Here is a 26,420-nt window from a genome sequence, read left to right on the forward strand (position 1 = left end):
GCTCCGACCCGCTGGTCTATGGAAACGGCTGTTGTACGACACCATCTGCGAGGCAGAGTTTACGCCTGCGACCAGCCATTACTAGTGAAAAGTATCGGTGTGGACTACTAGACAGTAAGGATGAGTTGCCCCTGTGATCAGGCATCACAGAAGCATCACCTCAGGGGCAACTGTAAGCAAGGCAGCCTGGTGAGCTGCAAGGATTTCACGCATTCCGCTGAGGCTTGGCGCCGGTGGTAGCTGCCACGTCGGTAATGTCCTTCTCGCTGTAGAACGTGCGGGCGCTGCTGTGTGAACCGAGGCCGGCAGCTGAAGCGAGCATGGCCAGTGGGTACGGCCGTGGCCCCACGAACTCCCTTCCGTACGCCACCAATTGCCGAAGAAGTCGGTCGTAGCGCTCACGTTGGTGCCGAACCTTGTGGATCTCTGCGAGCAGCGGATCAATGTCTTCCGCGTCAGAGGCGGCTCTCAGGTTCGCCGCGTAGTCCTCACGTTGCTCAAGTAGCTCCTTGACGGTCTCGTCGAAGCCTTCGGGGGGAGGAGCTTGCGTGGGAGAGCTGGGCAACGGGTGAGCGAACGCCGCCATGTCGTCGAAGATGTCTCGCTTTGCCATGGTAGACACTCTACGTCATTAATGACGATTTTCGTCAATAGTTTGACCGAGATGGCATCTATGCTGGACAGAGTTTCGGTGCTCGTGCGGTAGTCGAACTGGAGTGCTTCTCCGCAGGCGCAGTGATGTGCCAGCCTCGCTCCAGCCCTCTTCCATGCGTTCTCCTTCCCGGCTGTGATGGCCGGATGGCCGTTTCAGCGTCGCGTGTGGACCGTTCCGCTGTTGTCTCTCCGCTGCGACTGCGGGGGTTTCGGTGGTTGTTCGTGGGGCGGGTGCTGTCGTCGTTCGGGGACAGCTTGGTGCCGTTGACGGTGGCGTTCGCGGCGTTGGAGCTGACCGGTTCGGCGGTGGGACTGGGCGGGGTGCTGCTGGCGAACCGGTTGCCGGTGGTGGTGGCGACGTTGGCCGGTGGGGTGCTGGGGGATGTGTTCGACCGGCGGTGGGTGATGGTGGCCGCCGATGTGTGGCGCATGGCCTCCCAGGCGGTGTGCGGGGCCCTGCTGCTGGCCGGTCAGCTTCCGTTGTGGGCGCTGATCGTGCTGCAGGGCTGCGCGGGTGTGGGCACCGCGGTGTTCACCCCGGCGGCCACGGGGCTGCTCCCCGTGCTGGTGCCGGAGAACCTGCTGCGGCAGGCCAACGCGCTTCTCGGGCTGGCGGCCAATGTGAACAAGGTGGCCGCGATCAGCGTGGCGGGCCTGCTGGTGGCCGGGCTCGGCTCGGGCTGGGCGTTGCTGGCCGATGCGGCCACGTTCGCCGTCAGTGCGCTCTCGCTGCTGCTGATCGGCCCCGTGGCCACGCTCGCCGGGAAGCGGGAGCGCCGGGGCGTGCTGGCCGAGATGTGGGGCGGCTGGCGGCACGTGGCGGTCACGCCGTGGCTGCGGACTCTGTTGGGCTACACCGCGCTGCTGCAGGCGCTGGTGATCGGCCCGCACATGCTGCTGGGGCCGTTGCTGGCGCGGCAGTACTACCACGGTGCGGCCTCGTGGGCGGTGATCGGAGCGGTCCAGGCGATCGGCTCGATCGCAGGCAGCGCGCTGGCACTGCGACTGCGACCACCACGCCCGCTCGTGGCGGCGGTGGCCGCCTCGCTGCTGATGCTGCCGTACCTCGCGCTGTTCGCCGCTGCCGCGCCGCTGTGGCTGGTCAGTCTGGCCGCACTCGGGTTCGGGCTGCAGGGCTCGTACTACCTGGCCACCCAGGCCTGGCTGCTGCAGCGGCACGTGCCCGACCAGCAGCTTGCCCGCGTGGCGTCCTGCTTCCAGCTCGGCAACCTGGTGCTCGTGCCGCTGAGCCTGGCGGCCGTCGGCCCGCTGGCCGAGCACGTCGACGCCCGCCTGCTGCTGGCCGCGGCGGCGATGTGGGCACTGGCCAGCACCCTGGTGGCACTGGCCGCACCCACCATTCGGGCACATCCGGACGCGGTTCAGCCAGGTTCCGGGGCCATGTCGACGAAGCGGCTGTAGTGCAGCTGGTGGGCCACGGTGACCACCCCGGTCGGCCCGGACCGCTGCTTGGCCAGGATCAGGTCGGCCTCGCCCATGCGGGCGGTGTCGCGCTCGAAGGCGTCCGGGCGGTGCAGCAGCGCCACCAGGTCGGCGTCCTGCTCGATCGAGCCGCTCTCCCGCAGATCCCCGAGCTCGGGCTTTTTGTCCAGGCGCTGTTCCGGCCCTCGGTTGAGCTGCGAGAGCGCCACCACCGGCACCTCCAGTTCCTTGGCCAGCAGCTTGAGATTCCGCGAGAACTCGGAGACCTCCTGCTGGCGGGACTCGACCCGCCTGCCCGAGGTCATCAGCTGCAGGTAGTCCACGATCACCAGGTCCAGCTGCCCGCGCTGTTTCAGCCTGCGCGCCCTGGCGCGGATCTCCATCATGGTCATGTTCGGCGCGTCCGAGATCACCAGCGGCGCGTCCTGCACGTCGCCGGTGCGCCGCGTGGCCGCGCTCCAGTCCGCCTCGGACATGTAGCCGCCCCGCATCCGGTCCAGCCGCACCTTCGCCTCGGCCGAGACCAGCCGCATCATCAGCTCACCGTGCCCCATCTCCAGGCTGAACAGCGCCGTCCCACGGCGGTGCCGGATCGCGGCCGAGCGGGCGATGTCCAGCGCCAGCGCGGACTTGCCCAGTCCCGGCCTGGCCGCCACGACGGCGAGCTGTCCCGGCTGCAGCCCGTTGGTGAGCCGGTCGAGCTCGGTGAACCCGGTGGGGATGCCGGAGCGGCCGTCGTTGAGCTGGATCCGTTCCAGCTCGGACATCAGCGGGTCGGCCAGGTCCTGCAGGAAGTACATGTCCTCGGTGCGGCTGCGCCCGATCGAGGAGAACCGCTCCTGCGCCCGGTCGAGCAGCTCGGCGGCCTCGCCCTGCCCGCCGTAGCCCTGCTGCAGGATGCCGCTGGCCTCCTCGATGATGCGGCGCCGCTGCGCCCGGTCGGCCACGATCTCGGCGTAGAACGTCGCGTTCGCCGCGGTCGGCACCGCCTCCAGCAGCGTGTGCAGGTACGTCCCGGTGTCGGAGTTCCGGGTGATCTGCGTGAGTTCGCCGGACTGCTCCAGCGCGTCGCGCACGGTGACCGCGTCGGCGGGCTCGCCCCGGCCGAACAGCTCCACGACGTGGCGGAAGATCACCCCGTGGTCGGGGCGGTAGAACTCCCCGGCCCGCACGACCTCGATCACGTCGGCGATGGCGTCGCGGCTGAGCATCATCGCGCCGAGCACGGACTGCTCGGCCTCGATGTCCTGCGGCGGCATCGGTGCGTGCGGGCCGTGGAGCTCTTCCTCGGTGGTGTTCACGGTGACGGACATGACGACTCCTCGGTGACAAGCCCGGCCGGGAGGCGTTCCCCGGCCGGGCTCGGGCTACGGGCGTGTTGGGACTACGGACGGGGTGGGATCAGGTGTGGCGGATGGGCAGGTCCCGCAGACCCGTTTCCCGGCCGCACCGGCGCAGGTAGTCCACCGAGTAACGCGCCGCACGGCGCTTGATCGTGCCGTTGTCGTAGCTGGACAGCGCCGCGTGGAACCCGTCGGCGATGTAGCGCATTCCGTGGCGCCACAGGTCCCGGTGGTTGCTGTCGAGCTGTTCGACGGTGTAGTTGCGCTTGATGTTGGGCACCACGGCGACGCCGTTCTCGTCGAGCTCGGCTATGCCGTCGAGCATCTCGGTGTAGGAGTCGGCACCGAGCACGTAGTCGGTCTCGACGATGTCGAAGCCCACCCGGCGCGCACGGCGGTACTTCTCCAGGTGCCGCTCGAAGGTGATCGAGCCCTTCTTGCGCCCCCACTGCCGGATCCGCTCGGCGTCGTTGATGGTCTCGACGGTGCCGATGAACCCGATCGCGCCGTGCTCGCGCAGCAGCTCCATCGCCCTGGTGGAGTCGATGGCGTAGGTGAAGGCGTGGAAGGCGGTGTTGCCGAACCCGTAGCGGCGGTAGGTCCGCATCAGGTTCAGCATCATCTCCAGCTCGCGGTCCTCGTCGGGCTGGCAACCGGTGGTGATGTTGACGCTGACCAGTTCACCGCGGTCCCAGCCACGGCGGTCGTAGTCGGCTGCCAACTGCGCCACGTGCCGCTCGATGTAGTCCCTCGGCGGAGGGGTGAAACTCTTGACCGCGCCGCGTGAGCAGCCCAGGCAGCCTCCCGCGCAGGTGGAGTACGGCGAGATGATCGCCGCGGTGGGCAGTTCGGTGAAGTCCGGCGCGACGCGGCTGTAGTAGTGGTTGCTGGCCGCGAAGATCCTGGCGTGCACCAGCACCTCGGCCAGCGTCCGTCCGGTGGAGCGGTGCACCAGCCGCGCCCGGTTGTCCTGTTCGCGGGTGAACAGGACCGGTGAGGCCGTGCGGTAGTCGGGGACGCAGATCGTCTGGTAGTTCGACTTGTCCTGCTCCCCGTCGGTGTAGACGAGGGTGTAGGTGCGGTTGTCCAGCGGTTCCGTGGTGTCGCAGCCGAGGAAGCCGATCAGCAGCGACAGCAGCTGGGTACGGCTGAGCGCGGTGTCCGGGTCCTCCCGATCGCTGTCGTCGAGCGGGGTGAACCCGGCGATGTAGTCCAGGCCCTCGGTGAGGAACCGGTTGAGTCGTCCGTACAGCTCGTCCGGGGTTTCCGGCGGGTTCGGCTCGTTCGAGCCGGGTCGGTTGAGGTCGACGAGCGGCAGATTCCTGTCCAGAGACAATGGGGTCTCCACTTCTTTCGGGTCGTGGGAACCCGGCCGGGACGCCACGCTTGCCAGGCAGACGCGTCCCGGTCGGGTCTGGTCCGAGCGGACCCGGCGCCGCACCTCGTCGTGCGAGGCGCGGCTCCGTGCTCACTCGGCCGTTCTCCCCGCTCGGGTGTGACCGCTCGTCCGCCGTCCATGCCTGAGTCGATCCGAGCGGCCGCGGCCGCGCTTGTCGCGGTACATCGCACGGTCGGCCTGCTCCAGCACGCCTTCGAGCGTGTCGGCCGGTCCGGCAGTGATCGCCGCTCCGATGCTCGCGCTCACCCGCACGGTGCTTCCCTCGATCAGCATCGGTTCGGCGAGCCGTTCGGCCAGCGCGTGCTGCAGCTCCTCGACCCGCTGCCAGTGCGACGGCGTGTCCGGCAGCGTGCCGAGCCAGCAGGCGAACTCGTCGCCGGACAACCGCACGGCGAGCCGACCCGGGCGCCGGCTCTCGCGCATCCGCCGCGCCACCTCGCGCAGCACCTGGTCGCCGAAGCGGTGTCCGTGGGTGTCGTTGAGCTCCTTGAAACCGTCCAGGTCGAGCAGCAGCACGGCCACGCACCGGCCGTTGCCCGCGCCATCGCGCTGGAAGGCCTCCCGCAGTGCGAGTCGGTTGCCGAGTCCGGTCAGCGGGTCGGTGCGCAGCTCGCGGTGTAATCGCGAGGCGTAGCGGCCGGTGCACCACCAGCCGGTGGCGGTCAGTCGTGCTCCCCGCAGGCGCGGGGATGATCCGAACGTGTCGGCGTTGTGTGGGCCGCAGGCGGCGTGCTCCCCGCAGGCGCGGGGATGATCCGTCAGCACGTCTCGCGTCGCGAGGATCGGCCGGGTGCTCCCCGCAGGCGCGGGGATGATCCTTGACGCCCACTTTTTTGCGGACCTCGGCGAGTGTGCTCCCCGCAGGCGCGGGGATGATCCCTCCATCTCGGAGTCCGGGGGCGCTGTGCGTCGTGCTCCCCGCAGGCGCGGGGATGATCCGCAGGGGTGGACCGGTCCTGTGCTCGACACAGGGTGCTCCCCGCAGGCGCGGGGATGATCCGTTGCTGAGTATCGACCGGACACGGCCCGGCACGTGCTCCCCGCAGGCGCGGGGATGATCCCTCCATCTCGGAGTCCGGGGGCGCTGTGCGTCGTGCTCCCCGCAGGCGCGGGGATGATCCGCAGGGGTGGACCGGTCCTGTGCTCGACACAGGGTGCTCCCCGCAGGCGCGGGGATGATCCGTTGCTGAGTATCGACCGGACACGGCCCGGCACGTGCTCCCCGCAGGCGCGGGGGTGATCCCGCGAGCCCCGTGGTGGGGTGGTTCATGGCGGCGTGCTCCCCGCAGGCGCGGGGATGATCCGTTGCTGAGTATCGACCGGACACGGCCCGGCACGTGCTCCCCGCAGGCGCGGGGGTGATCCCGCGAGCCCCGTGGTGGGGTGGTTCATGGCGGCGTGCTCCCCGCAGGCGCGGGGATGATCCGTTGCTGAGTATCGACCGGACACGGCCCGGCACGTGCTCCCCGCAGGCGCGGGGGTGATCCCGCGAGCCCCGTGGTGGGGTGGTTCATGGCGGCGTGCTCCCCGCAGGCGCGGGGATGATCCGCCGTACAGCAGCCGGGCGCTGGGTTTGAGTGTGTGCTCCCCGCAGGCGCGGGGATGATCCTGGACGGATCGCTCGCCGCGGTCTGCACCGTGAGTGCTCCCCGCAGGCGCGGGGATGATCCTGGACGGATCGCTCGCCGCGGTCTGCACCGTGAGTGCTCCCCGCAGGCGCGGGGATGATCCCGGAACTCGAAGCCGGAGTCCACGGTGGCCGGAGTGCTCCCCGCAGGCGCGGGGATGATCCTCCGAACCCCCCACGCGGGTGCGCGGGTGTGATGTGCTCCCCGCAGGAACGGGGATACCCCCGCTTGGTACTGGACCGAGGATTCCGCTGAACCCGGTTTTCCAGCTCGGATGGCTGGAGCGCAGTCGGGGTCGGCTGGTGGTGGCTTCGTGGGATGGTCCTTGATTCGGTGTTTTCCGTTGTTCGGCGCGGACACCGACATTCACAGATTTTTGTGATTTGAGACACGATTTGCTCGATGGTTGGCTCGAAGCCCCATATCGCTGTCAGTGGTCTGTGCTTGACTCCCCGTGAATGTTGAGGTTCCGCCTCCGGGCGGTTCGCGATCGGATGGGGTAGTTGGAAGAGCTGGAACTGAGCGAGTCGGCTCGTGCGGTGTGGGCGAAGTCGACCAACGCAGAAGGGGACTGGTTGCCGCTGTGGCGGCACATGGACGATGCTGCCGATGTCGCAGGCTGGTTGTTCGACCACTGGCTGGCGTCCAGTGTGGTCCGATTGCTGGCGGCGGAGTTCGGTGGCGATGCGGCAGCTGCCCGTGGTGCGGTGATGTTTCTGGCCGGTGCGCACGATGTCGGCAAGGCGACACCGGCCTTCGCGGTCCAGGACACGGGGCTCGCGCAGCGGATGCGCGAGTTGGGGCTGTACATGCCGACGACGAAGCGGGATCTTCCCGATCGGCAGCTCGCGCACCACACCGTAACCGGCCATCATTTGCTGATCGGATGGCTCCTCGAAAAGGGGTGGGGCAAGAGCTCCGCGAGGGCGTGGGGCATCGTGCTGGGAAGCCACCACGGTGTTCCGCTCGATTCCGATTCCGAGAACACTCCGGCGAACTTTCCGGGGCTCTACGGCACCGGAGTCTGGAACACGGTCCAGCGGGAACTGCTCGAGCGCGTGGCGGTTCGCTCGGGCGCGGCGGAACGGCTCGACCAGTGGCGGGAGCTGAAGCTCTCGGCGGCGTTCCAGGTGCTGGCCACGGCTCTGGTGATCGTCTCGGACTGGATTGCCAGCAACGAGGATCTGCTGCCGTTCTTGAGGGGCCAGCTGCCGGAGGTCTCCGAGGACGCCGAGCGCATCGAGCGGGCGCTCGGCGAGTTGCGCCTACCGGAACCGTGGCGATCGTCCGGTGGGCCGGACAGCGTGGCGGAGCTGTTCCGCACGCGGTTCCAGCTCCCGGAGGATGCCCAGCCTCGCCCGGTGCAGCACGCTGCCTGCGAGCTCGCCCGAACCGCGTCCGAACCCGGGCTGATCATCGTCGAAGCCCCGATGGGGGAGGGCAAGACCGAGGCGGCGTTCGGGGTCTCCGAGATCATGGCGGCGCGCTGGGGGCTGGGTGGAGTGCTCGTCGCGTTGCCCACCCAGGCCACCAGCGACGCCATGTTCGACCGCGTGGTCGGCTGGCTGGACGCGATGGGGGCCGAGGACCAGCAGGTCGGCGGTGCTGTCACCCTCAGCCACGGCAAGGCCCGGTTCAACCGGCTGTTCCAGGGTCTGGTTCGACAGGGCCGACGCCCCTCCCAGATCGGCTGTGACGAGGAGCGTCACCGCACCTCACACGCGGTCGTGGCGCACTCCTGGCTGTCGGGCCGCAAGAAGTCCCAACTGGCCAACTTCATGGTCGGCACCATCGACCAGTTGTTGTTCGCGGGTCTGAAGTCGCGGCATCTGATGCTTCGCCACCTGGGACTGGCGGGCAAGGTGGTCGTGCTCGACGAGGTACACGCCTACGACGTCTACATGAACTCTTACCTGACCAAGGTGTTGACCTGGCTGGGGGCCTACCGGGTTCCGGTGGTCGCGTTGTCGGCGACCCTGCCCGCCGAGCGGCGTCGTGCCCTGCTGGAGGCCTACCAGCAAGGGCGTGAGTACGGGCCTGGCGGTGCGAACGGTCAGGAACCGGCGGCTTTTCCGGCCGAAGTGGACGGCGATCCCGGATATCCGCTGCTCAGCTGGAGTGACGGGAACCGGGTTGATACCAGGGTGGTCGAACCGTCGGGGCGGCGTACCGAGGTGTCGCTCCACGCCCTCGGCGGCAGTGTCGACGACGATCTCGACGAGCTGACCTCGCTGCTGCGGGACTCGCTGTCCGAGGGCGGCTGCGTCGTGGTCGTCCGGAACACGGTTCGCCGGGTGCTGGAGACGGCCAGACGACTGGAGCGGGAGTTCCCCGGCGAGGTCACGGTGGCTCACTCCCGGTTCGTCACGGCCGACCGGATGCGCAAGGACAGTGAGCTGCTCGACGAGTTCGGCGCTCCGGACAGGGCCGTGCGACGGCCGGGTCGACGCATCGTGGTCTCCTCGCAGGTGATCGAGCAGTCCCTCGATGTCGATTTCGACCTGCTGGTCACCGATCTCGCCCCGGTCGATCTCGTGCTGCAGCGGATGGGGCGGCTGCATCGGCATCAGCGCGGTGTCGAGCAGGGCGATCGCCCGGCGAAGCTGCGTTCGGCGCACGCCTATCTCGCGGGTGTGGATCTCACGCAGGGACCGCCTGTGCTCGAGGAAGCGGCCGCTCGCCACATCTACGGCACGTACTGGCTGCTCCGCTCGGCAGCGGTGCTCCAACCTCGCCTCGGTTGTGGAATCGCGCTTCCGGAGGACATCGCCACGCTCGTGCAACGTGCCTACGGTCACGAGCAGGTCGAACCCGACGACTGGCAGGAAGCCGTCTCCGAGGCGTGGAAGAAGTGGCAAGAGCACTCGGAAGAACGCGAGTCCAAGGCGAGTGATTTCCAGATCGCGGCGCCGACCAAGGCGGGCAAGGCCATCGTCGGGTGGATCTCGGCCAACGTGGGCGAATCCGACGACGGTTCGCAGGGGCAGGGACAGGTCCGCGACGGTGCTCCCAGTCTCGAGGTGATCCTGCTCCAGCACGATGCGGCGGGGAACTGGTTCACCCCCGACTGGCTGCCGCGGGGCACCGGGAAACTCCCGGTGCCCCGCGAGGAGACCCCCGCCGACGACCTCGCCCAGGTCATGGCCTCGTGCTCGCTGCGGCTGCCGCTGGTGTTCAGCAACGCCGAGGCCGAGGAGGAACTCTGGCAGACCACACCTGAGGCCTGGGAACAGTCCCCACTCATCTACCAGCTGCCCGTCCTGCTGGTCGACCAGCACGGCTGGGCACGAATCGCCGACCGACAGATCCGCTACACCCCCGACACGGGGCTGGAGGTCTACGACAGTGCCGACTGACACAGTATTCAACCTGCTCGACGAGCCGTGGATCACAGTCCTCGATTCGAGTGGTAGTCAACAGCGGGTTTCGATCCTCGACGCCTTCGAGCGGGCCCCGTGGCTCGGCATGATCGACGGGGAGGTTCCCACCCAGGGCTTCGCGATCAAGCGGTTGCTGCTGGCCTTCCTGCACCGCGCGATCGACGGGCCGCGGGACCAGGACGAGTGGGAACAGCTCTGGAAAGCCGACGAGCTGCCGCTGGAGCGAATCCACGACTACGCCCGGCAGGTGCGGCCCCGCTTCGACCTGTTCGACACCGAAGCCCCGTTCTTCCAGGTCGCGTCGCTGCACACCGCGAAGAACGAGATCTCGGGCCTGGAGAAGATCGTGGCGGACGTGCCCAACGGTGAGCCGTACTTCACCAGCCGGTCGGCGGCCAGTCTGCGACGCATCGACGCGGCCGAGGCCGCCCGCTGGCTCGTGCACGCCCACGCCTTCGATCCTTCCGGGATCAAGTCCGGTGCGGTGGGGGACCCGAAGGTCAAGGGTGGCCGGGGTTATCCGATCGGCACCGGTTGGGCGGGACAGCTCGGAGGCGTGCTGCCGCAGGGCGCGAACCTGCGGGAGACGCTGCTGCTTAATCTCGTCTCCCGGGACGTCGAGACCTTCGTCCGCATCGGAGGTAAGGATGACGTGCCGCCGTGGGAACGCGAACCGGACGGTCCGGAACACCAGGACGACCGACCACCTCGCGGGGCGATCGACCTGTACACGTGGCAGACCCGCCGGGTTCGACTGGCCGGTGACCGTGACGGGGTTACCGGGGTGTTGCTGGCCAACGGCGACAAGATCCAGCCGCAGAACCGCCAAAGCCTCGATCCGCACACCGCCTGGCGCTACAGCGATCCGCAGTCCAAGAAGTTCAAGAAAACCGTCTACATGCCGCAGACGCACGACCCCAACCGGTCGGTGTGGCGCGGAATCGCGGCCATGCTGCCCTCGATCTCCGGACGCCGGATCGGTAGTGGCGATTCGCAGCGGTATCTGGCACCCGGTGTGCTGCAGTGGCTCGGTGACCTGACCTCCGAGGGCAAGCTTTCCGAGACGTACGTACCTCGTGTTCGTGTGCTGGGTGCGGAGTACGGCTCCCAGAGCGCCACCTACAACGAGATCATCGACGACGTGCTGCCGCTGTCGGTGGTGCTGCTGCGCCAGGACAGCCCCGCCGCGGGGCAGACAGCCAAGGAGGCGGTGGCCGACGCGGAGAACGTCGGGAAGGCGATCTGGGGTTTCGCCGAGAACATCGCCCAGGCGGCGGGTGCGGAACCCAAGTCAGGTGCGGGTGACCGGGCACGGGAACAGCTCTACGCGGCTCTCGAATCCCCCTACCGCGCATGGTTGGCCGAACTCGGCCCGAGCACGGACCTTGCCGGGGCCCGTGCCGAGTGGCAGCGGATCGTCGATTCCGCCACCACCCCCATCACCGACGAACTGATCGAAGAAGCCGCACCGGCGGCGTGGAACGGGCGAACCATCCAGAACCACCTGGTGAACGTCGCGATCGCGGAAGTGTGGTTCAAGGCGGCGCTGCGCAGAGCGCTTCCCATGACACGCACGAGTTCGGAGAACACAGCACTGGAGAAAGCTGTATGACCTCGACAGAGACCGCCTCGAAGATCAACTCGGAGCGGAGGCTGGGCAAGCTCGGCTATGCCCTGGACAAGCGATTTACCCGGCTGCAGCAGGAGTACTTGCGGGACGAAGCGGCGGCGAAAGCCGATCTCGCCCGGTTGCGTCGCGGACTGGGGAAACCCGCGGGCAGCGTCCCGGAGATCTGGGAGCTGACCATCGGTTCCGTCCCCGAAACGCTGAGCTGGGACCGGGACGAACCGAGCAGGGCCGAGCAGGCGTCCCACGCCGCCTTCACCCTGTTCGCGCTGCACCAGCAGTCCCTGACCGTGGCGGTACACGAGCCAGGAACCTCGTTCGGACGTGCTGTGGGAAAACTGCGCTCCAAAGCCACCCGCAGCCCGGAAGCCGTGACCAACAGATTCATGGCGGTCTCCACGGCCGAGTCCGTCGACGAAGTGCTCGTCCACATTCGGGGGCTCATCACGCAGCTCCGTTCGGAGCGCGAGGCCTTCGACTACGCGCGGCTGGCCGATGACCTAACCGGTCTGCTGACTCCCGCCCGTGCCAAGCGAGTACGGCTCGCCTGGGGCCGGGACTTCTACCGCACGAGCGCCGAGAGCGCCACCGGCGGTGACAGCGATAAAAACGATTCCACCGACGAGAACACCGAGGAGTGATTCCCATGAGTCGAACCATGATCGACATCCACGTGCTGCAGACCGTCCCACCGAGCAATCTCAACCGTGACGACACGGGCAGCCCGAAGACGGCGACCTACGGAGGGGTGCGTCGTTCCCGGGTTTCCAGTCAGGCGTGGAAGCGCTCCACCAGAGTTGACTTCGACTCCCGCCTCGATCGTTCCGAGCTGGGCACGCGCACCAAGCGCGTCGTGGAGCTGCTTGCCGAGGAGATAACCACCCGTGCTCCGGAACTCGGAAGCAGGGCGACGGAGCTGGCGACCGAGACCATCAAGGCCGTCGGTATCGAGGTCAAAGCACCCGAGAAGGAAGCGACCCCGCAGTCCGGCTACCTTCTCTTCCTCAGCAGGCGGCAGATCCAGAACCTCGCCGGCGCCGCGATCGAGGCCGCCGAGGCCGACGACGTGAAGAAGGCTCTCAAGGAAGCCAAGGTCAAGGACCTGGCCGACCGGGAGCACTCCGTGGACATCGCGTTGTTCGGCCGCATGGTGGCCGACCAGGCCGACATCAACGTCGACGCGGCGGCCCAGGTGGCGCACGCGATCAGCGTGCACCCCGTGGAAACCGAGTTCGACTACTACACCGCGGTGGACGACCGGAACGAGGACCACGAGACCGGCGCCGGCATGATCGGAACCGTCGAGTTCAACTCCTCCACCCTCTACCGCTACGCCACGATCGACGTGAACCGGCTCGCCGACAACCTCGGGGACACCACGGCCGTTCGCCGGGCGGTGGAGGCGTTCCTGGAGTCCTTCGTCCGCTCGATGCCCTCCGGGAAGCAGAACACCTTCGCCAACCGGACGTTGCCGGAGGCGGTGGTGGTGCTGGCACGGGACAGCCAGCCCATCAACCTCGTGGGAGCATTCGAGAACCCGGTGCGGGAGTCTGAGCACTCCGGGCGGGTCAAGCGAGCGGCCGACGCGTTGCGCGAGGAAGCGCTCGAAGTCCAGCGTGCCTACGGGGAACAGCCACTCGACGGCTGGGTCACCCGCGTTGGAGACGACACGGCGAACCTCGAAGAGCTGGGATCGAACGTGTCGCTGACCGAGATGGTGACGCAGCTCGGCGAACTGGTCGGCACGCGCGTGGAGGAGCGCTCATGACCGTGGTCGCTCTCAGACTGGCCGGACCACTGCAGGCGTGGGGATCCCGCAGCCGATTCGTGCGGCGCGAGACGGAGAAAGCACCCACCAAGAGTGGTGTGATCGGCATGGTCGCGGCCGCGAAAGGGTTGCGGCGCACCGACTCGCTGGGGGAGCTGCCGGACCTGAGGTTCGGTGTCCGCATCGACCAGCCCGGGCAGCTGCTCCGGGACTTCCAGACGGCGCAACGCCCGAAGAAGGAGAAGGACGGCACCACCAGCTGGTCGTCCCTGCCGCTGTCGCAGCGCTACTACGTCTCCGACGCCGTGTTTCTCGCCGTTCTCGAAGGGGAGCGCGGCCTCGTCGAGGGCATCGACGAGGCCGTCCGCGGTCCGGAGTTCCCGCTCTACCTCGGTCGGCGCTCCTGCCCACCCGCAGGGCCGGTGGCGTTGGGAGTTTACGACCGCGGGCTGGAAGAGGCCCTCGCGAGCCTGCCGTGGGTGGCGAGCACGCGCAGTCAGCGGAGACATCGCGCCAACACGGTGCGCCTGGCCACTGTTCGCGACGCACACCCCGACGAAGCCGAAGGGGAACTGGTGCAGGACATACCGGTCAGCTTCGACCCGAACCGGCGACAGCACGCCTGGCGCACCATCACGCGTGGAACCGTCGAGATCGACAACCCGCACGGCACTGCCGAGAAAGGTGAGGAGCACGACCCCATGGCGAGTCTGGGAGGTTGAAGTGTTTCTGACGAAGATGCCGCTCAACCCGAGACGGCGAGCAGCGCGGAAGCTGCTGGGATCGCCGCAGGCACTGCACGCCGCCGTGCAGGCGGGATTCGCCGACCCGAGCCCGACCGAGGAAGGGCGGGTGCTGTGGCGGTTGGACACCTACGGCCAGCATCGGGTCCTGCTCTACACCGCCAGTCCGGAGAAACCCGACTTCACCCATATCGTCGAACAAGTGGGCTGGCCTACCACCGAGGCGTGGCAGACCCGCGAGTACGACGGCCTGCTGGAGTCACTGCGCCCGGGCCAGCACTGGCAGTTCCGCCTAACGGCGAACCCGGTGCACTCCGCCAGGCGCGAGGACTGGTCAGATACGAAACCCCTCGCGCACGTCACCGTCAAACAGCAGGAGCAGTGGCTGCTCGACCGAATCCCGCGACTGGGATTCCAACTCGTCACCACTGGTTCCGACGGCGAGGCCGCCCCTGATCTCGCCGTCGTCGAGCGCAACAACCGACGGTTCAATCGGCGAGGCAGCGATCCGGTCACCATCGCCACGGCGACCTTCGAGGGACAGCTCGAGGTCACCGAGCCCGCGGCGCTGCGTCATGCCCTCACGTTCGGTATCGGGCGGGCGAAAGCATACGGCTGCGGCATGCTCACCCTGGCACCGCCACCGCGGAAGGGTTCGGCATGACCTCGATCGGGAAGCGGCCCACTCAGCCCCGGGAACTCGCCCGCGCGGTCGACAGGATCTCGTTCCTCTACCTGGAACGGTGTGTCGTCAACCGCGACAGCAACGCGATCACCGCGACCGATGAGCGTGGCACCGTCCACATCCCGGCCTCCTCCGTGGGAGTGCTGCTGTTGGGGCCGGGCACCACGGTCACGCATCAGGCGATCGCACTCATGTCGGACAGCGGTTCGACCGTGGTGTGGGTCGGTGAGCAAGGCGTGCGCTACTACGCGCACGGCGTCTCACCGGCCCGCTCCTCCCGCCTCGCCGAGTCGCAGGCCGAAGCGGTCACGAACCGCAGATCGCGACTGCGGGTGGCACGTGCGATGTACGAGATGCGTTTCCCAGAGGAGGACGTCTCCGGCCTCACCATGCAGCAGCTCCGGGGCAGGGAAGGAGCACGCATCCGTCGCGTCTACCGGCGGCAGTCCGAGCGCACCGGGGTGCCCTGGTCGAAACGCAACTACGACACGGAGGACTGGGAGGCGGGTGACCCGGTCAACCAGGCCCTTTCCGCGGCGAACTCCGCGCTGTACGGCGTGGTGCACTCGGTGATCGTGGCGCTCGGCTGCTCACCGGCGTTGGGGTTCGTCCACACCGGTCACCACCGATCGTTCGTCTACGATATCGCCGACCTGTACAAGGCGGAGCTGACGATCCCGATCGCTTTCGACGTGGCGGCCGAGACGGCGATGGACGTGGGAGGTGAAACCCGCCGACTGCTGCGGGACGCCTTCTACGGCGGCAAACTGCTGGCACGTTGTGCCGCCGACATCCAACGACTGCTGCTCAGCTCAGCTGAGAGGGACGAGTTGCCCGAGGACTACCTCGAGTTCGACGTCATCTCGCTGTGGGACGAACGCGGGGACGACGTGCAGGGCGGAACTTCTTACGGAGGTGCGTCATGACCGTCGTCGTACTGACCGCTGTCCCACCCGGGCTGCGTGGACATCTGACTCGTTGGCTGTTGGAGATCAGTCCCGGCGTGTTCGTCGGGAACGTCTCCGCCCGTGTCCGTGAGGAGCTGTGGGAACGAATCCGCGAGTTCGCGGCCGACGGGCGAGCGATCATGGTCCACTCGACGCAGGGCGAACAGCGACTGTCCTTCGAAGTTCACGGGCACGACTGGACTCCCGTCGACTACGACGGGGTAAAGCTGATGCGTCGGCAGACTGTGCCCGACTACGTGCCCGCTGACGAGGTCCCCGCGCACAAACCGCTGTCCCAACAGAAGAAGTCCGCCCCCACCGACGCCGCACCGACGATCAACTCCGAAACCGTGTGGAAGCGTCGGGAGGGGCGCAGGAAGTTCAAACGGAAGTAGCCTGTGATGACAGAATCGTCCGACAAAACTGAAGCAAAAATGACTGAGGGCGCTGTGTAGTGCCTGGTCATCAAGTGCTCCCCGCAGGCGCGGGGATGATCCCGACCACAGCGACATCTACCGCAGGGTCGCCGCCGTGCTCCCCGCAGGCGCGGGGATGATCCCGCCATGCCAGGCATGGTCACCTCGGTGCAGCGGTGCTCCCCGCAGGCGCGGGGATGATCCCTCACCATCGACCAGAGAGAACACGACGCTCTCGTGCTCCCCGCAGGCGCGGGGGTGATCCCCACCTCTGGCCGGTGAACACCACCAGTTGGCAGTGCTCCCCGCAGGCGCGGGGATGATCCGAACACCCGGAAAGAACTCGGGTGCGACGGCTAGTGCTCCCCGCAGGCGCGGGGATGATCCCTGGTCGGTGATCGCCGCACCGGTGGCAGCCTCGTGCTCCCCGCAGGCGCGGGGATGATCCCGCGTCACCCTGACGTATCGCCCGTACCCGCCGGTGCTCCCCGCAGGCGCGGGGATGATCCGCTAGGGGACTGGCGTGGTGGGAGAGCGCGCGGGTGCTCCCCGCAGGCGCGTGGATGATCCGTCCATGCTGGTGTCCCAGCTCGCGGCCACGCTGTGCTCCCCGCAGGCGCGGGGATGATCCGATCCCGTGCGGGTTGCCGGGCGCGGTGAAATCGTGCTCCCCGCAGGCGCGGGGATGATCCCGGCACGACAACACGGTTCATCCCCTCGAAGCCGTGCTCCCCGCAGGCGCGGGGATGATCCGAAGCTTCTCCACATGTCTTCCGAGGATGGAGCGTGCTCCCCGCAGGCGCGGGGATGATCCGCACCGGGCATTACCCCGGAAGATCCCGGTTCGGTGCTCCCCGCAGGCGCGGGGATGATCCGGTTGCGCTGTTCACGGGCCGCGTCCCGCTGCTGTGCTCCCCGCAGGCGCGGGGGTTAATCTCTCCGCCGGAACGAGCTTGGCGGGAGTGAGATCTTGTTCCTGTAGGTGCGGGATAAGCCGCATCACGCTCGTTGTCATGACCCACTCAGTGACCCGAATGAACGTTGATCAGTGTGGTCACAGTCGGCCGGTGAGGAGGGGTGTGTGGTCGTTGTCGCAGCTCGTGGCGGTTGTTATCGCTGGTAAGGCGCCTTGTAAGCGGAAGGTCAGGGGTTCGAGTCCCCTCAGCGGCTCCATCTCTCACCTGGGGTTTCCACGTCAGGTCTCCCGCTTCGGCGGTTCTTGTGACTCGCTCCGTGACCCCAGTCGTGGTGCGAGCTCGCGTGTACTTGATCCCACGATGAAGGCCGGGAACCGGCGTAAGCGATCTCGTGGCGGCGTCGCCAAGCTTCCGGGCTGCTCCCTTCTGGTGAAGCTCTGCGCGGGCTTCGATCCGGTGGCGGTCATTCGCGGCGCATCGCGCCGATTGTGCGAAAGCTGGGACTGGGGAGGCTCGGTTCGGTTGGAGTCCGTGCGGCATAGCCCGTACTGAGCCGGAGCCGGTGATGGTCGAACTCGCCGAGAAACCCCGGGTGTATGACCCGGACGAGACCGACTCGTTGCCCGCACAGCTCTACCTCGCCTGTCGGCCGGACGAGGTGAACGGTGGGCTGATGCTGGAGACCAGGGAGTTGTCCGGGCAGCTGGTGGTTCTGGGGTATTCGACGTTGGACACGTTCCTCGCCGGGTGCGGAGCGGATCAGCCGTGGATTCTGCTGCCTGCGGGCAAGGTTCGTGAGATCGCCTGCGTTCAGGAGGGTTCGGTGATGGCACCGCCGACTTTCCGGTTCAGCGTGGCGGTGGATGTGCCGGTGCCGTCCGAGCTGCGCGGCACCGCCGGTGATTGGGCGGATGACGAGGCGGAGTGGAACGAGTCGGAGTCGCCGGACTGGACGACGATCTATCTCGCCTCGCGGCCGTTCGACGGCCGACCCGAGAACGTCGAACTCGAACTGCAACCGATGCTCGGCGACATCCGACGCCAGTGCGGGGCGCACACGATTTGTCTGGATACGCCGTTGCCGGAGCGATTACGGCACGGCGGGGAGGAATGAGACATGTCCGGCGATGAAGTCCATGTCGGTCACGAGCAGCTGCGCCGGATGGCGGATGCCTTGCGCGGTAGTACCGACGAACTCGACCGCGTGGCGAAGAGTGTCCCGGTATGCCGGAGGTGAGCACCTCTGCCGAGAAGGTGAGTTACACGCTGGGGGAGCTCTCGCAAGCCGCTGCCGGATTGATCGCCACGATCGACGAAGTCGCGGCCAAGATCGATGCCAGCGACGGTAGCTACGGCGAGGTGGACAACCGTAATGCCGAGCAGCTTCGGAAAGAGTACTACGACGAGTACGCCGGTCGGCCGGACTGAACGTGGAGTAGGACATGGCTGGGGAACTCGACACCGAGGTCTTGGACAGCCCCGACACGTGCCGAGGCACTGCCGAGTGGCTGGGCGAACTGGTCGGCGGGATCGTCGAGGTCGCTGACACCGTGGCTCAGCAGCGCAGCGCATCCGAGAGTTTCTGGCGGGGAACCGCGGCGGATGCGGCCCGCGGTGAGCTCGGCGGGCACGGCAAGAACGCGGACGACTTGGAAAGCGCGATCAACAAGGTCAAGTCGGCCTTGGAGGTCTTCGCCGACGATATCGACACCGTGAACAAGCGCATGACCGACGCGCGCGACATCGCCCGCGGTGCCGGCTTGGTGATCAACGGCACGAAGATCCTGCCGCCGAAACCGAGTCCGAACGGTCCTGCCGGCAGGCCCGACGGCCCGAGCGGAGCGGAAGAGCGGCAGCAGAGGGCCTTCGAGGAAGCCGGTTGAACGGTCGAGGACGCTCGGACGAAGCAGGAGGACGCGCACCGCGAACTCGAGGGGCGGTTGGAGGATCCGATCGGGACCTTCAACACGGTCAAGACACACGTGATGCGCGCGGTGACCGGGGGTCTGACCGCGGTCAAGACGTCCAGTGACAGTGCGGCCACCCTCCTGCAGAACGCCCGCACCCTGGAGGGGCAGGCGAAAGAGATGGACAGGCTGGCCAAAACCGCCGATCACAGCAGTGAGGCTGCCCGGACCAAGGTAGCCGCGATGCAGAACCGGGCCAAGGGCAAGGTCGCGAATGCGCGGGGTGAGCGGACCGGGCGACTTGCCCAGAAGTTCGGTCGTGGTGGTGACATCATCGCCGCGGACGCGAGCAAGTACGTGAAGGGCGGATCCAAGCTCGCCGACGGAGCCGGTTCCGTGCTTCGGGGCGTGCCGTATCTGGGGACAGCGGCGACGATCGGCTCAGAACTGACCGACTACGCGACCGGAACCGACACTGCGGGAGAGGCCGCGATGGATGCCGGGGCCAGCCTGAGCGGAGCGGCGGTCGGGGGCGCTGCCGGTGCCGCGCTCGGATCGGCGATCTTTCCGGGTGTTGGCACCGTGGTCGGTGGAGCTCTCGGGAGTATGGCCGGGGATTTTCTCGCGACCGAGGCGGAAAGCCTGCTGACGGTTGAGTAGGCGGGACGAGGGATGTCTGAGGAGAATCCAGTGGTGTCGGAGCAGCTGCCGCCCCGTCCGGATCCGTGGACGGGTGAGCCGCGCCCGCCGCGGGCACCGGGGTTTTTCAAGTGGGACAAGCCACCGAAGGATCAGGATTCGGAACGGGACCGCAGTCAGCGACGCAAACCCACGCCGCCCGAGGGGCAGGGACCGGTGCTGGAGTGGTATCGGCACAGCCAGCGCTACTCGATCGGCATGGGCCTCGCCGGATTCGTGCTGATCGGGATTCTGATCGGCTTCCGGCAGGGGCTCGACTACAGCTGGCTCAGCATTCCTTGGATGTGGCTCTTTCTCGCCGTGGCCGGCCTGGGCATGTACGGGATCTTCCGCTTGGTCGATCCGGCGGTGGGTGCCGACTGGTTGAAAGTGGGCCGCACCTGGGTGTTGTTGTACGAGCTCACCGACATCAAAGTCCGCCACCGGGGAATGTCGATGCACCTCGACCTCAAGGACAGCGGGGGGCGCAAGGTGCAGGTGAAGGTGGACGAGCTGCAGGAGGACCGCGACATGTGGGATCTCGTCTACAACGGCCTGCTGCACTCGGTGGTCACCAATGGTGCGACGACGAACTGGGCCGCGCACTCGCTACTGGAAGTCCCCGACCAGCCGGAGTGAACGGTTGCCGCCGACCACGCTCGAACGGGTGCGGTGACGTCACTGGACAATGCTGCGACTCGGCCGTTCTCCCACGAATCATTGCATCGCCCGCAGGGCGAAACGGCAACGACGAGTGTGTTCAGCGGCGAGCACGGTGGCAGGCTGTACGGCCGTTGCCGTTGATCCTTGCCATTTCTGTGCGGACCAAGCACATCGAGAGGATGTTGGAGATGGCGAGCTGTCTGTTGTGCAGCGGGACGCAAGGCGACCCCGAGCTCATGCGTGTGCAGGTCTGGGAGGATCCGCTCTGGCGGATGACCACCGCGTTGCTGGGTGAGGTGCCGGGCTTTTCGTTTCTGGAGCCGAAGCGGCACATCCGCTACCTCCACGAACTGGACGGTGCGGAGGCGACCACCTTCGGCGCTGTTCTCGCCGAGTGCATGCGCGCCGTGAAGCTGGCGACCGACGCCGAGCTGGTCTACGTCTACGTTTTCGGCGGCTCGTTCGATCATCTGCACGTTCACCTGGCACCGCATCACGAGGGTGGTGCGCTCAACGACAGCATGATCAAGGGCGAGGTGGTGGAAACCGAGCTGTACAGCGGTGCGATCGTGCAGACCAGCGAGGACTTCCCGCTGCGGCCGGAAGCGGAGATGCGGAAGGTCGCCGATCTCATCCGTGGCTCCTGGGATTCTCAGCCGGCGGGGAGTTCTCCTGAACATCCCGAATCACCCTCCGGGGGAAGTTGAGAGCAGGAACGCGGCGATCGGCTCCGCTGGGCACACGCGCCTCCGCCGGATCACGGTCTCCTACACTCGTGGGCCGTGACCTGTCACCTCGTGCCCGGCTGAGCGTTCCGGCTCGCCACTGGGGGTTCCGTTATGGCGGAGAACTCGCTCGCGGCGGCGGCGAGCGACGTCGCCGCGTCCGCGCACGTCGCCTGCGCCCGGTTCCGCGGCACCGACCCGCTGCTGGTCGGGCGCACGCGGCGCCGGCTCGCGGCCGAGATCGGTTACCCCGACGACTCGGGCCGCATCCCGGCCGCCCGCTGGATGCGCGCCGTCACCTTCGAACATCTGGTCCGCACGGACCGCTTCGCGAGCGAGCTGGCGACCACCACGGTCGGCAGGCTCAGCCTGAACCGCCCCACCGACATCGTCACGGCCGACGCGCACGGCGACGCCGAGAAGACCTCGGGCCTGCTGGCGGACGCGCACGCCAGAGCCGTTTCCGACGGCTCGGTGACGCTGCTGCATTCGGTCGCGCTGCCGTTCGCCGCACCCGTGGACAACACCGATGAGAGCGCGGCACCCCCGGACAGCGCGGCACTCCCGGACAGCGCGGCGCCCCCGGAAAACCGGGCCGCGGCAGCCGAATCCGACGTGGAGTCGGACCTCGCCGTGATCGCCCCCCAACTCGACGCCGACGGCGGTTCCTGGCTGGTCCTCGGCGCCACCAAGGACTACGAACGGGTGAGATCCCGGATCGAGGACGCCCGACTGCTGAAGGGCTTCCTGCGGGTGGCCCTCGCGGCTGAGTCCGCCCGCGCCTCTCCGTCGCTGCCCACCGGCATGTCGGTTCACTCGCACGGCGTGCTCGCCGTCCCGCGCAACGCCTTCCTGCAGCCCGAGGCCCTGGTCGAAGCGCTCGACGACCACCGCGCCGAGGTGCGGATGCGGCTGGCGGAGCGGCAGCGCGAGTTCGAGCGGTCGTCCCCCGAGGAAACCGCGAACCTCGCGGACTACGTCGCGCACCTGCGGGCGACGTTCGACCCCGCCTCCTGTACTACCTGCACCCTGTTCTCCTACTGCCGCGACGAGCTCCGCACCTCCGACGATCCGACCGACCTGCTGGTCGAGCTGGGAATACCGCCCGACACGCGGCCCCAACTCGTCGGTCTGGTGGACGGCACGAACGGGACCGGCGACGCGCCCGCCTCGGTGGTCGCCAACGTGTCCGCGACGCTGGACGGGGTCGCGCGCCACACCGGCCAGCGACGCGTCGACCAGGCGGGCCGCCCGGGCACCATCGACCTCGTACTGGCCAAATCGGACTCCGCTGTGCTGGGCATACACGGGATCGCGCTGCGGCGCGTCACCACCCACGGCCCCGAGCCGTGGCGGACCACCGTGTTCGACGACCCGCAGTCCGCGTGGACCCGGCGCGAGGTGATGCACCTGCTGGGCCGGGAACTGTCCGAAGCGATGGCCGAGCAGTGCCGTCTCGACGAGGAGAACCCCGGCCCGGTTCACCTCGTCGTCCCGGACCAGCCGACGGCCGACGTGCTCGTCTCGATCGCCGACAACCTGGCGGGCATCGAGCTCAGCGGGCTGCGCTGGCGACGCGACGAGCTGATGGGCCGCACTCCGCTGACCTTCGACGGCGAGCCCGCCGAGATCCCGCACTCGTTGCCGGAGACGGCGCGCACCGCGGTTTCGTTCCTGCTGGAGGAGGACCGCGCCAGGGCGCTCACCCTCCGGTCCCCGATCATCGAGCTGCGGGAGTCACTGGCGCGGCACGTGGTGGCGGGCGGACCACCGGTCGCCTCCCACCGGCTGGACTACCTGGTGCGCTGGGCCGAAACCGCGACCGAGGGGGCGGTGGAGCCGCGCGAGCTGGAGGACGAGATCGAGGCCGCGCCGCACACCCCGGGCGCCCGGCTGACGAGCGGGAGTTCGGACGCCATCCACGAGGCGCTGACCCGAGTGGATGCCGAGCGGGCCGATCCGAAGCAGGCCGATCCGGAACAGTCCGCCCCGGAACAGACCGGTACCGGGCGGACGGACTCGGCGGCGAGCGAGTACACCGCGCTGGTGACCGAGGAACTCGACTACAAGCGCGGCATCCTCGACCGCGCCCTGGCCGTGCTGCACACCGTTCCCGACTCGCGGCTGCGCCGGGTGCACCGCGAGATCGAGGCCGACGCCCAGGCGGTCTGGCGGCGACGGCTCTCGTTGCGCGCCTCCGACTTGGTCCGGTTCGGACGTACGCACCGTTTCTGGCGCAACGCGCTCGTGGACGTCATCGAGAGCGACGGCAGGTGCCGGAGTCAGCTCCTGGCGCTGTCGAACCCGCAGGTCGCCGAGGAGCTGGCAACCGACGTCGGCACGCGCGAGGTCGCCGTGGCCACGGTGGTCTCGGTCCGACCGCTGGTGCTCGACGTGACTTCCCGCAGGATCCGCGCCGGGAGCAGGATCGTGCTGCTGCACGTCAACGGGGAATCCTGCGTGGAACATCCGGACGTCGAACTCACGGTCCAGAAGAGCAACTTCAAGTTCGCGGGGTTGTCGATCGGCCCGCTGTCCGATGCGGATGACCCTGAGACGCCGCGCCGGTTCGGCTGGGAACCGGAGAACGTCCCCGAACTGGCCGTGGGCGACCGGCTGGTCGTCGCCGATTTCGCGTGGTTCTCGGCGAACAGGACCAACGCGTTCCTCAGCGTCGACAGGCCCCGGGTGGACAACCTCGCGGCGCCGGAGCCGACGTGCGAGGCGGAATCCTACGCCGAGGATCCCGAGACGCACGAGCGCTGCTGCCGTCCGCACGAGGACGTCGAGGCGGAGCGGTCCGACCAGCTCGCCGAGCGCCGCGCTCGTGGCGAGCTCAACCCGGAGGTGTGGCCGCCGATCGTGGACTCCGACGCGTTCGAGGTGGCCCCGTCCGGCGCGCCGGTCGGGGACGCCACCACACGGCCGGTGATGGTTCCCCCGGACGGCGTGACCCTCGACGAGCTGGAGTGACCACGTGCGAACTGGAGTGACGAAGTGACCGTCGAGTTCCGCCAACCGGAGGAGCGCGTTGTCGATCGCGTGCACCACGACCGGGCGGCGGCGGGCAACGCCGCCGTGGCGGACGAGGCGATCCGGGTGCTGCGCGAGACGCTGTCCGGCACCGCCCCACTGGATCGGCTGCTGCTCAAGGCCGCGGCGGGTGCGGGAAAGTCCTTCATCCTGCGGAAGCTGGTGGCCGATGCCGTAGAGCGGCCCGAATGCGACCGCGTGGTCATCACCGCCTTCACGAACAAGCAGATCCACCCGCTCGCGGCAGCGCTGGGACGGCTCCTCGGGGCGGATCGGGTCTGCCTGTTCGTCGGCAAGGACCGTTACCAGGAGGTTCCCGAGGAGGCGAGTTCCCACTCGACCGTGGTCAGCAAGGCTTCGGACATCCCTGCCGAGTGCGAGGTGGTGATCTCGACCGCGCACCGGCTCGGTACGCCCCGGGAGCTGGACCGGCTGGCCGAACATCTCGGCCCCGGGCACAACGGCGAGACCGTGTTCGACGTGCTGTTCGTCGACGAGGCGTGGCAGCTGCCGCACCACCGGTTCGACAGGGTGGCGAAGGCGGCCCCGATCACGGTCGGGGTCGGTGACGTGGGGCAGCTCCCGCCGCTGGAGGTGGGCGCGAACCCGTGGCGGGGCGACCCGGGGTTCAACCCCTACCGCGCATGGCCCACCGACTACGACGGAGACGAACGCACCTGGTCCGTCGAACTACCGGCGGTCTGGCGGCCCGCCGCCGGTCACCTCGAACTGTGGCGGGCGTTCTACCCCGAGTGGAAGGAGCTCGACTGCGTTGCGGCGCCGGGGGACAGGGCGCTGGTCGCCGAGGAGCTCTCCGGCGAGTCGGCCGCGATCTGGCGGCAGGTCGGTACCGGCGTGCCGACGCTGCTCGAGGTCGACGGGCTGCCCGAGCCGGAGGCGGCCGATGTGGACCCGCCGCTGCTGGCTACCGTCGAGTCGCTGCTCGACGAACTGTTCGCCGCCGGGTTCGTGCTCGAACACGCCGAGTACGACGGCGAGGGTGCTCCGACTGGGAACACGCTCACGGCACGTCCGGGGGAGGGATCCGGTGACCCGCTGGTCGCGATCCTGGCTACGCGCAACCAGGCGGTGGACGACGCCACCGATGTCGCCGAGCGGCTGCGGAGGAAGTACTCGCTGCGCGAGAGCGAGGTCGTGGCCTCGACGGTCGACTCGTGGCAGGGACAGACCAACCGCCTCACGGTCGCGATTCACCCGTTGAGCGGGGCCTCGCGGCTGGACGAGTTCAACTCGGCCTTCGGCAGGTTGGCCGTGACCTGCACGCGCGCCACCCACGGGCTGCTGATGCTCACCCGGCCCGGCATCGACGGGCTGCTCGGCGAGGCCCCGGTCCGGCCCGGAACCCCGTTCGGGGAGCCGGGCAACCGGCACCTGCCGCGCCAGACCCACCAGCGCATCCTCGGCACCTTCGCGCGCGGCACGCTCACCACGGGCTCCGACCAGGAGTAGGGGAGGCGCTGTTCGTGCGACTCCCAGTAGTGTTCTTCCGCCCGTTCCGCCTGCCGAACAACCGAACCATCCACAGTGGCCTTACCACGTCACGCGGCTGACGTAGTCGGTTTTCCGCGCCCCCAGTAGAACGGCCCAGAGGTGGGGCGCACCTCGACGTCCCAGCCGAGTCGGACCAGGCGGTCCTGCAGCTCGGCGGGTTCGTGCGGCACCTTCACCGCCCGGTGCTGGGTACCGTCGCTCAGTCTGCGGCGGATGGTCGACGACTCCTCGCCCTCGATCAGCTCGTCGGCGGTACAGTCCGCTCCCGCGCCACGCGCAGCATCTCGGGGGAGGAGTCGACGGCGGTCAGCGTGCTCGCGTGCCGCGCCAGCTCCGGGGTCCACGTGCCCGGCCCGCACGCCAGTTCCAGCACGTCACCGCTGGGCGCGAAAACTCGGCAATCACCGCTACTCGCGCGACTGTCGCGGCTCGGCGCCTCGGCGCGGCCGACTCGTGGCAGGCCCGACCATCGGGCGATTGTCGGTTCCGCGCGCTAGATTCGCCGCATGGAACAGCGGATCAGCCTGGTCACCCTTGGCGTCACAGACCTGCGGCGCGCCAAGGAGTTCTACGAGCGATTGGGGTGGCGGGGACAGGAACTCGAACGGACCGTCTTCTTCCGCACCCCCGGAGGCGCCTTCGTGCTCTGGGGCAGGGACGAGCTCGCGGCCGACACCGGCCTCACCGGTGAGCGCGACGGCGGGTTCGGCGGTGTCTGCCTCGCGCACAACGTTCGTACCGAAGCGGAGGTCGACGAGGTACTGGAAACCGCGCGGCAGGCGGGTGCCACGGTGACCCGGCCCGCCGCCGAGACGTTCTACGGCGGCTACGCCGGGGTGTTCACCGACCTCGACGGGCACGCCTGGGAGATCGCGTACAACCCGGGCTTCCCGATCGCCGAGGACGGCACGATCACCATTCCCGATCTCGGCTCCCAGTAGTCCCGCGGCCC

The 26,420-nt window shown here is 68.3% G+C and carries 24 protein-coding genes and 2 CRISPR repeat arrays; of the genes, 18 read left to right on the forward strand and 6 right to left on the reverse strand.

Annotated elements, in window-relative coordinates; genetic code table 11:
* Positions 1-205: 205 nt before the first annotated feature.
* Positions 206-613, reverse strand: coding sequence for a hypothetical protein (locus tag J2S53_RS18190; protein WP_456241979.1), 408 nt, complete (start codon positions 611-613; stop codon positions 206-208).
* Positions 614-798: 185 nt separating this feature from the next.
* Between J2S53_RS18190 and J2S53_RS18195 the strand changes: the two genes are divergently transcribed.
* On the forward strand, positions 799-2,076 hold the full coding sequence (locus tag J2S53_RS18195; protein ID WP_456241980.1) for an MFS transporter: 1,278 nt from the start codon (positions 799-801) through the stop codon (positions 2,074-2,076).
* Here the strand turns inward: J2S53_RS18195 and dnaB are convergent.
* The 3 genes from dnaB to J2S53_RS18210 all read right to left on the reverse strand — a co-directional run bounded on the left by dnaB (position 2,037) and on the right by J2S53_RS18210 (position 5,505).
* Positions 2,037-3,410 carry a replicative DNA helicase gene (gene dnaB / locus J2S53_RS18200; RefSeq protein ID WP_456241981.1) on the reverse strand — a complete coding sequence of 458 codons (1,374 nt, stop codon included), beginning with the start codon at positions 3,408-3,410 and terminating at the stop codon, positions 2,037-2,039. The genes J2S53_RS18195 and dnaB overlap by 40 nt on opposite strands.
* A gap of 88 nt (positions 3,411-3,498) precedes the next feature.
* Positions 3,499-4,776: a radical SAM protein gene (locus J2S53_RS18205; RefSeq protein WP_456241982.1), complete on the reverse strand. Its 1,278-nt coding sequence runs from the start codon at positions 4,774-4,776 to the stop codon at positions 3,499-3,501.
* A 132-nt stretch (positions 4,777-4,908) separates the two neighbouring features.
* Positions 4,909-5,505: a GGDEF domain-containing protein gene (locus tag J2S53_RS18210; protein ID WP_456242827.1), complete on the reverse strand. Its 597-nt coding sequence runs from the start codon at positions 5,503-5,505 to the stop codon at positions 4,909-4,911.
* A gap of 2 nt (positions 5,506-5,507) precedes the next feature.
* A CRISPR array of direct repeats spans positions 5,508-6,692; the repeat unit is 28 nt; unit sequence GTGCTCCCCGCAGGCGCGGGGATGATCC.
* Positions 6,693-6,970: 278 nt separating this feature from the next.
* Between J2S53_RS18210 and cas3 the strand changes: the two genes are divergently transcribed.
* The 16 genes from cas3 (at position 6,971) to J2S53_RS18290 (ending at position 25,426) form a co-directional block, all read left to right on the forward strand.
* On the forward strand, positions 6,971-9,823 hold the full coding sequence (gene cas3 / locus J2S53_RS18215; RefSeq protein ID WP_456241983.1) for a CRISPR-associated helicase Cas3': 2,853 nt from the start codon (positions 6,971-6,973) through the stop codon (positions 9,821-9,823).
* Complete coding sequence (gene casA / locus J2S53_RS18220) at positions 9,813-11,459, forward strand: type I-E CRISPR-associated protein Cse1/CasA (protein ID WP_456241984.1); 1,647 nt, start codon at positions 9,813-9,815, stop codon at positions 11,457-11,459. Before cas3 ends, casA begins: the two co-directional genes overlap by 11 nt.
* Positions 11,456-12,115: a type I-E CRISPR-associated protein Cse2/CasB gene (gene casB, locus J2S53_RS18225; RefSeq protein WP_456241985.1), complete on the forward strand. Its 660-nt coding sequence runs from the start codon at positions 11,456-11,458 to the stop codon at positions 12,113-12,115. The genes casA and casB overlap by 4 nt, the downstream gene beginning before the upstream one ends.
* A 5-nt stretch (positions 12,116-12,120) precedes the next feature.
* A complete protein-coding gene (gene cas7e / locus J2S53_RS18230; RefSeq protein ID WP_456241986.1) occupies positions 12,121-13,242 on the forward strand; it encodes a type I-E CRISPR-associated protein Cas7/Cse4/CasC in 1,122 nt (373 codons plus the stop codon).
* Positions 13,239-13,964 carry a type I-E CRISPR-associated protein Cas5/CasD gene (gene cas5e, locus J2S53_RS18235; protein WP_456241987.1) on the forward strand — a complete coding sequence of 242 codons (726 nt, stop codon included), beginning with the start codon at positions 13,239-13,241 and terminating at the stop codon, positions 13,962-13,964. Before cas7e ends, cas5e begins: the two co-directional genes overlap by 4 nt.
* Before the next feature lies 1 nt (position 13,965).
* Positions 13,966-14,649, forward strand: coding sequence for a type I-E CRISPR-associated protein Cas6/Cse3/CasE (gene cas6e / locus J2S53_RS18240; protein ID WP_456241988.1), 684 nt, complete (start codon positions 13,966-13,968; stop codon positions 14,647-14,649).
* The gene (gene cas1e / locus J2S53_RS18245; RefSeq protein WP_456241989.1) at positions 14,646-15,596 is read left to right on the forward strand and encodes a type I-E CRISPR-associated endonuclease Cas1e; all 951 of its coding nucleotides are present in this window, start codon (positions 14,646-14,648) and stop codon (positions 15,594-15,596) included. The genes cas6e and cas1e overlap by 4 nt, the downstream gene beginning before the upstream one ends.
* Positions 15,593-16,012 carry a type I-E CRISPR-associated endoribonuclease Cas2e gene (gene cas2e, locus J2S53_RS18250; RefSeq protein WP_456241990.1) on the forward strand — a complete coding sequence of 140 codons (420 nt, stop codon included), beginning with the start codon at positions 15,593-15,595 and terminating at the stop codon, positions 16,010-16,012. Before cas1e ends, cas2e begins: the two co-directional genes overlap by 4 nt.
* A gap of 74 nt (positions 16,013-16,086) precedes the next feature.
* A CRISPR array of direct repeats spans positions 16,087-16,969; the repeat unit is 28 nt; unit sequence GTGCTCCCCGCAGGCGCGGGGATGATCC.
* A 546-nt stretch (positions 16,970-17,515) separates the two neighbouring features.
* A complete protein-coding gene (locus J2S53_RS18255; RefSeq protein WP_456241991.1) occupies positions 17,516-18,064 on the forward strand; it encodes an SAV_915 family protein in 549 nt (182 codons plus the stop codon).
* A 110-nt stretch (positions 18,065-18,174) separates the two neighbouring features.
* Positions 18,175-18,378 (forward strand): hypothetical protein, encoded by a 204-nt coding sequence (locus tag J2S53_RS18260; RefSeq protein WP_456241992.1) that lies wholly within the window; start codon positions 18,175-18,177, stop codon positions 18,376-18,378.
* Between the two features lie 14 nt (positions 18,379-18,392).
* Positions 18,393-18,833: a hypothetical protein gene (locus tag J2S53_RS18265; protein WP_456241993.1), complete on the forward strand. Its 441-nt coding sequence runs from the start codon at positions 18,393-18,395 to the stop codon at positions 18,831-18,833.
* A 57-nt stretch (positions 18,834-18,890) separates the two neighbouring features.
* The gene (locus J2S53_RS18270; RefSeq protein ID WP_456241994.1) at positions 18,891-19,517 is read left to right on the forward strand and encodes a hypothetical protein; all 627 of its coding nucleotides are present in this window, start codon (positions 18,891-18,893) and stop codon (positions 19,515-19,517) included.
* A 33-nt stretch (positions 19,518-19,550) separates the two neighbouring features.
* Positions 19,551-20,174 (forward strand): hypothetical protein, encoded by a 624-nt coding sequence (locus tag J2S53_RS18275; protein WP_456241995.1) that lies wholly within the window; start codon positions 19,551-19,553, stop codon positions 20,172-20,174.
* Positions 20,175-20,386: 212 nt separating this feature from the next.
* Positions 20,387-20,905, forward strand: a complete 519-nt coding sequence (locus J2S53_RS18280) for an HIT family protein (protein ID WP_456241996.1) — start codon at positions 20,387-20,389, stop codon at positions 20,903-20,905.
* Positions 20,906-21,037: 132 nt separating this feature from the next.
* The gene (locus tag J2S53_RS18285) at positions 21,038-23,896 is read left to right on the forward strand and encodes a hypothetical protein (RefSeq protein WP_456241997.1); all 2,859 of its coding nucleotides are present in this window, start codon (positions 21,038-21,040) and stop codon (positions 23,894-23,896) included.
* Between the two features lie 24 nt (positions 23,897-23,920).
* On the forward strand, positions 23,921-25,426 hold the full coding sequence (locus J2S53_RS18290; RefSeq protein WP_456241998.1) for an AAA family ATPase: 1,506 nt from the start codon (positions 23,921-23,923) through the stop codon (positions 25,424-25,426).
* Between the two features lie 89 nt (positions 25,427-25,515).
* On the opposite strand, the gene J2S53_RS18295 is transcribed toward J2S53_RS18290, so the two are convergent.
* Together J2S53_RS18295 and J2S53_RS18300 are read right to left on the reverse strand one after the other, a co-directional pair.
* On the reverse strand, positions 25,516-25,644 hold the full coding sequence (locus J2S53_RS18295) for a hypothetical protein (RefSeq protein ID WP_456241999.1): 129 nt from the start codon (positions 25,642-25,644) through the stop codon (positions 25,516-25,518).
* Between the two features lie 62 nt (positions 25,645-25,706).
* On the reverse strand, positions 25,707-25,841 hold the full coding sequence (locus J2S53_RS18300) for a methyltransferase domain-containing protein (protein WP_456242000.1): 135 nt from the start codon (positions 25,839-25,841) through the stop codon (positions 25,707-25,709).
* Positions 25,842-25,974: 133 nt separating this feature from the next.
* Between J2S53_RS18300 and J2S53_RS18305 the strand changes: the two genes are divergently transcribed.
* Positions 25,975-26,409, forward strand: coding sequence for a VOC family protein (locus tag J2S53_RS18305; protein ID WP_456242001.1), 435 nt, complete (start codon positions 25,975-25,977; stop codon positions 26,407-26,409).
* The last annotated feature ends 11 nt before the right edge of the window (positions 26,410-26,420 follow it).

Origin of the sequence: Actinopolyspora lacussalsi (genome assembly GCA_030803735.1) — a bacterium.
Lineage (GTDB): Bacteria > Actinomycetota > Actinomycetes > Mycobacteriales > Pseudonocardiaceae > Actinopolyspora > Actinopolyspora lacussalsi.

Bases quoted from the DNA above. Each gene is read 5' to 3' on its own strand.
- J2S53_RS18190 (WP_456241979.1), bottom strand. From the start codon at position 613: ATGGCAAAGCGAGACATCTTCGACGACATGGCGGCGTTCGCTCACCCG.
- J2S53_RS18195 (WP_456241980.1), top strand. From the start codon at position 799: ATGGCCGTTTCAGCGTCGCGTGTGGACCGTTCCGCTGTTGTCTCTCCG.
- dnaB (WP_456241981.1), bottom strand. From the start codon at position 3,410: ATGTCCGTCACCGTGAACACCACCGAGGAAGAGCTCCACGGCCCGCAC.
- casB (WP_456241985.1), top strand. From the start codon at position 11,456: ATGACCTCGACAGAGACCGCCTCGAAGATCAACTCGGAGCGGAGGCTG.
- cas7e (WP_456241986.1), top strand. From the start codon at position 12,121: ATGAGTCGAACCATGATCGACATCCACGTGCTGCAGACCGTCCCACCG.
- cas5e (WP_456241987.1), top strand. From the start codon at position 13,239: ATGACCGTGGTCGCTCTCAGACTGGCCGGACCACTGCAGGCGTGGGGA.
- cas1e (WP_456241989.1), top strand. From the start codon at position 14,646: ATGACCTCGATCGGGAAGCGGCCCACTCAGCCCCGGGAACTCGCCCGC.
- cas2e (WP_456241990.1), top strand. From the start codon at position 15,593: ATGACCGTCGTCGTACTGACCGCTGTCCCACCCGGGCTGCGTGGACAT.
- J2S53_RS18255 (WP_456241991.1), top strand. From the start codon at position 17,516: ATGGTCGAACTCGCCGAGAAACCCCGGGTGTATGACCCGGACGAGACC.
- J2S53_RS18260 (WP_456241992.1), top strand. From the start codon at position 18,175: ATGCCGGAGGTGAGCACCTCTGCCGAGAAGGTGAGTTACACGCTGGGG.
- J2S53_RS18265 (WP_456241993.1), top strand. From the start codon at position 18,393: ATGGCTGGGGAACTCGACACCGAGGTCTTGGACAGCCCCGACACGTGC.
- J2S53_RS18280 (WP_456241996.1), top strand. From the start codon at position 20,387: ATGGCGAGCTGTCTGTTGTGCAGCGGGACGCAAGGCGACCCCGAGCTC.
- J2S53_RS18285 (WP_456241997.1), top strand. From the start codon at position 21,038: ATGGCGGAGAACTCGCTCGCGGCGGCGGCGAGCGACGTCGCCGCGTCC.
- J2S53_RS18305 (WP_456242001.1), top strand. From the start codon at position 25,975: ATGGAACAGCGGATCAGCCTGGTCACCCTTGGCGTCACAGACCTGCGG.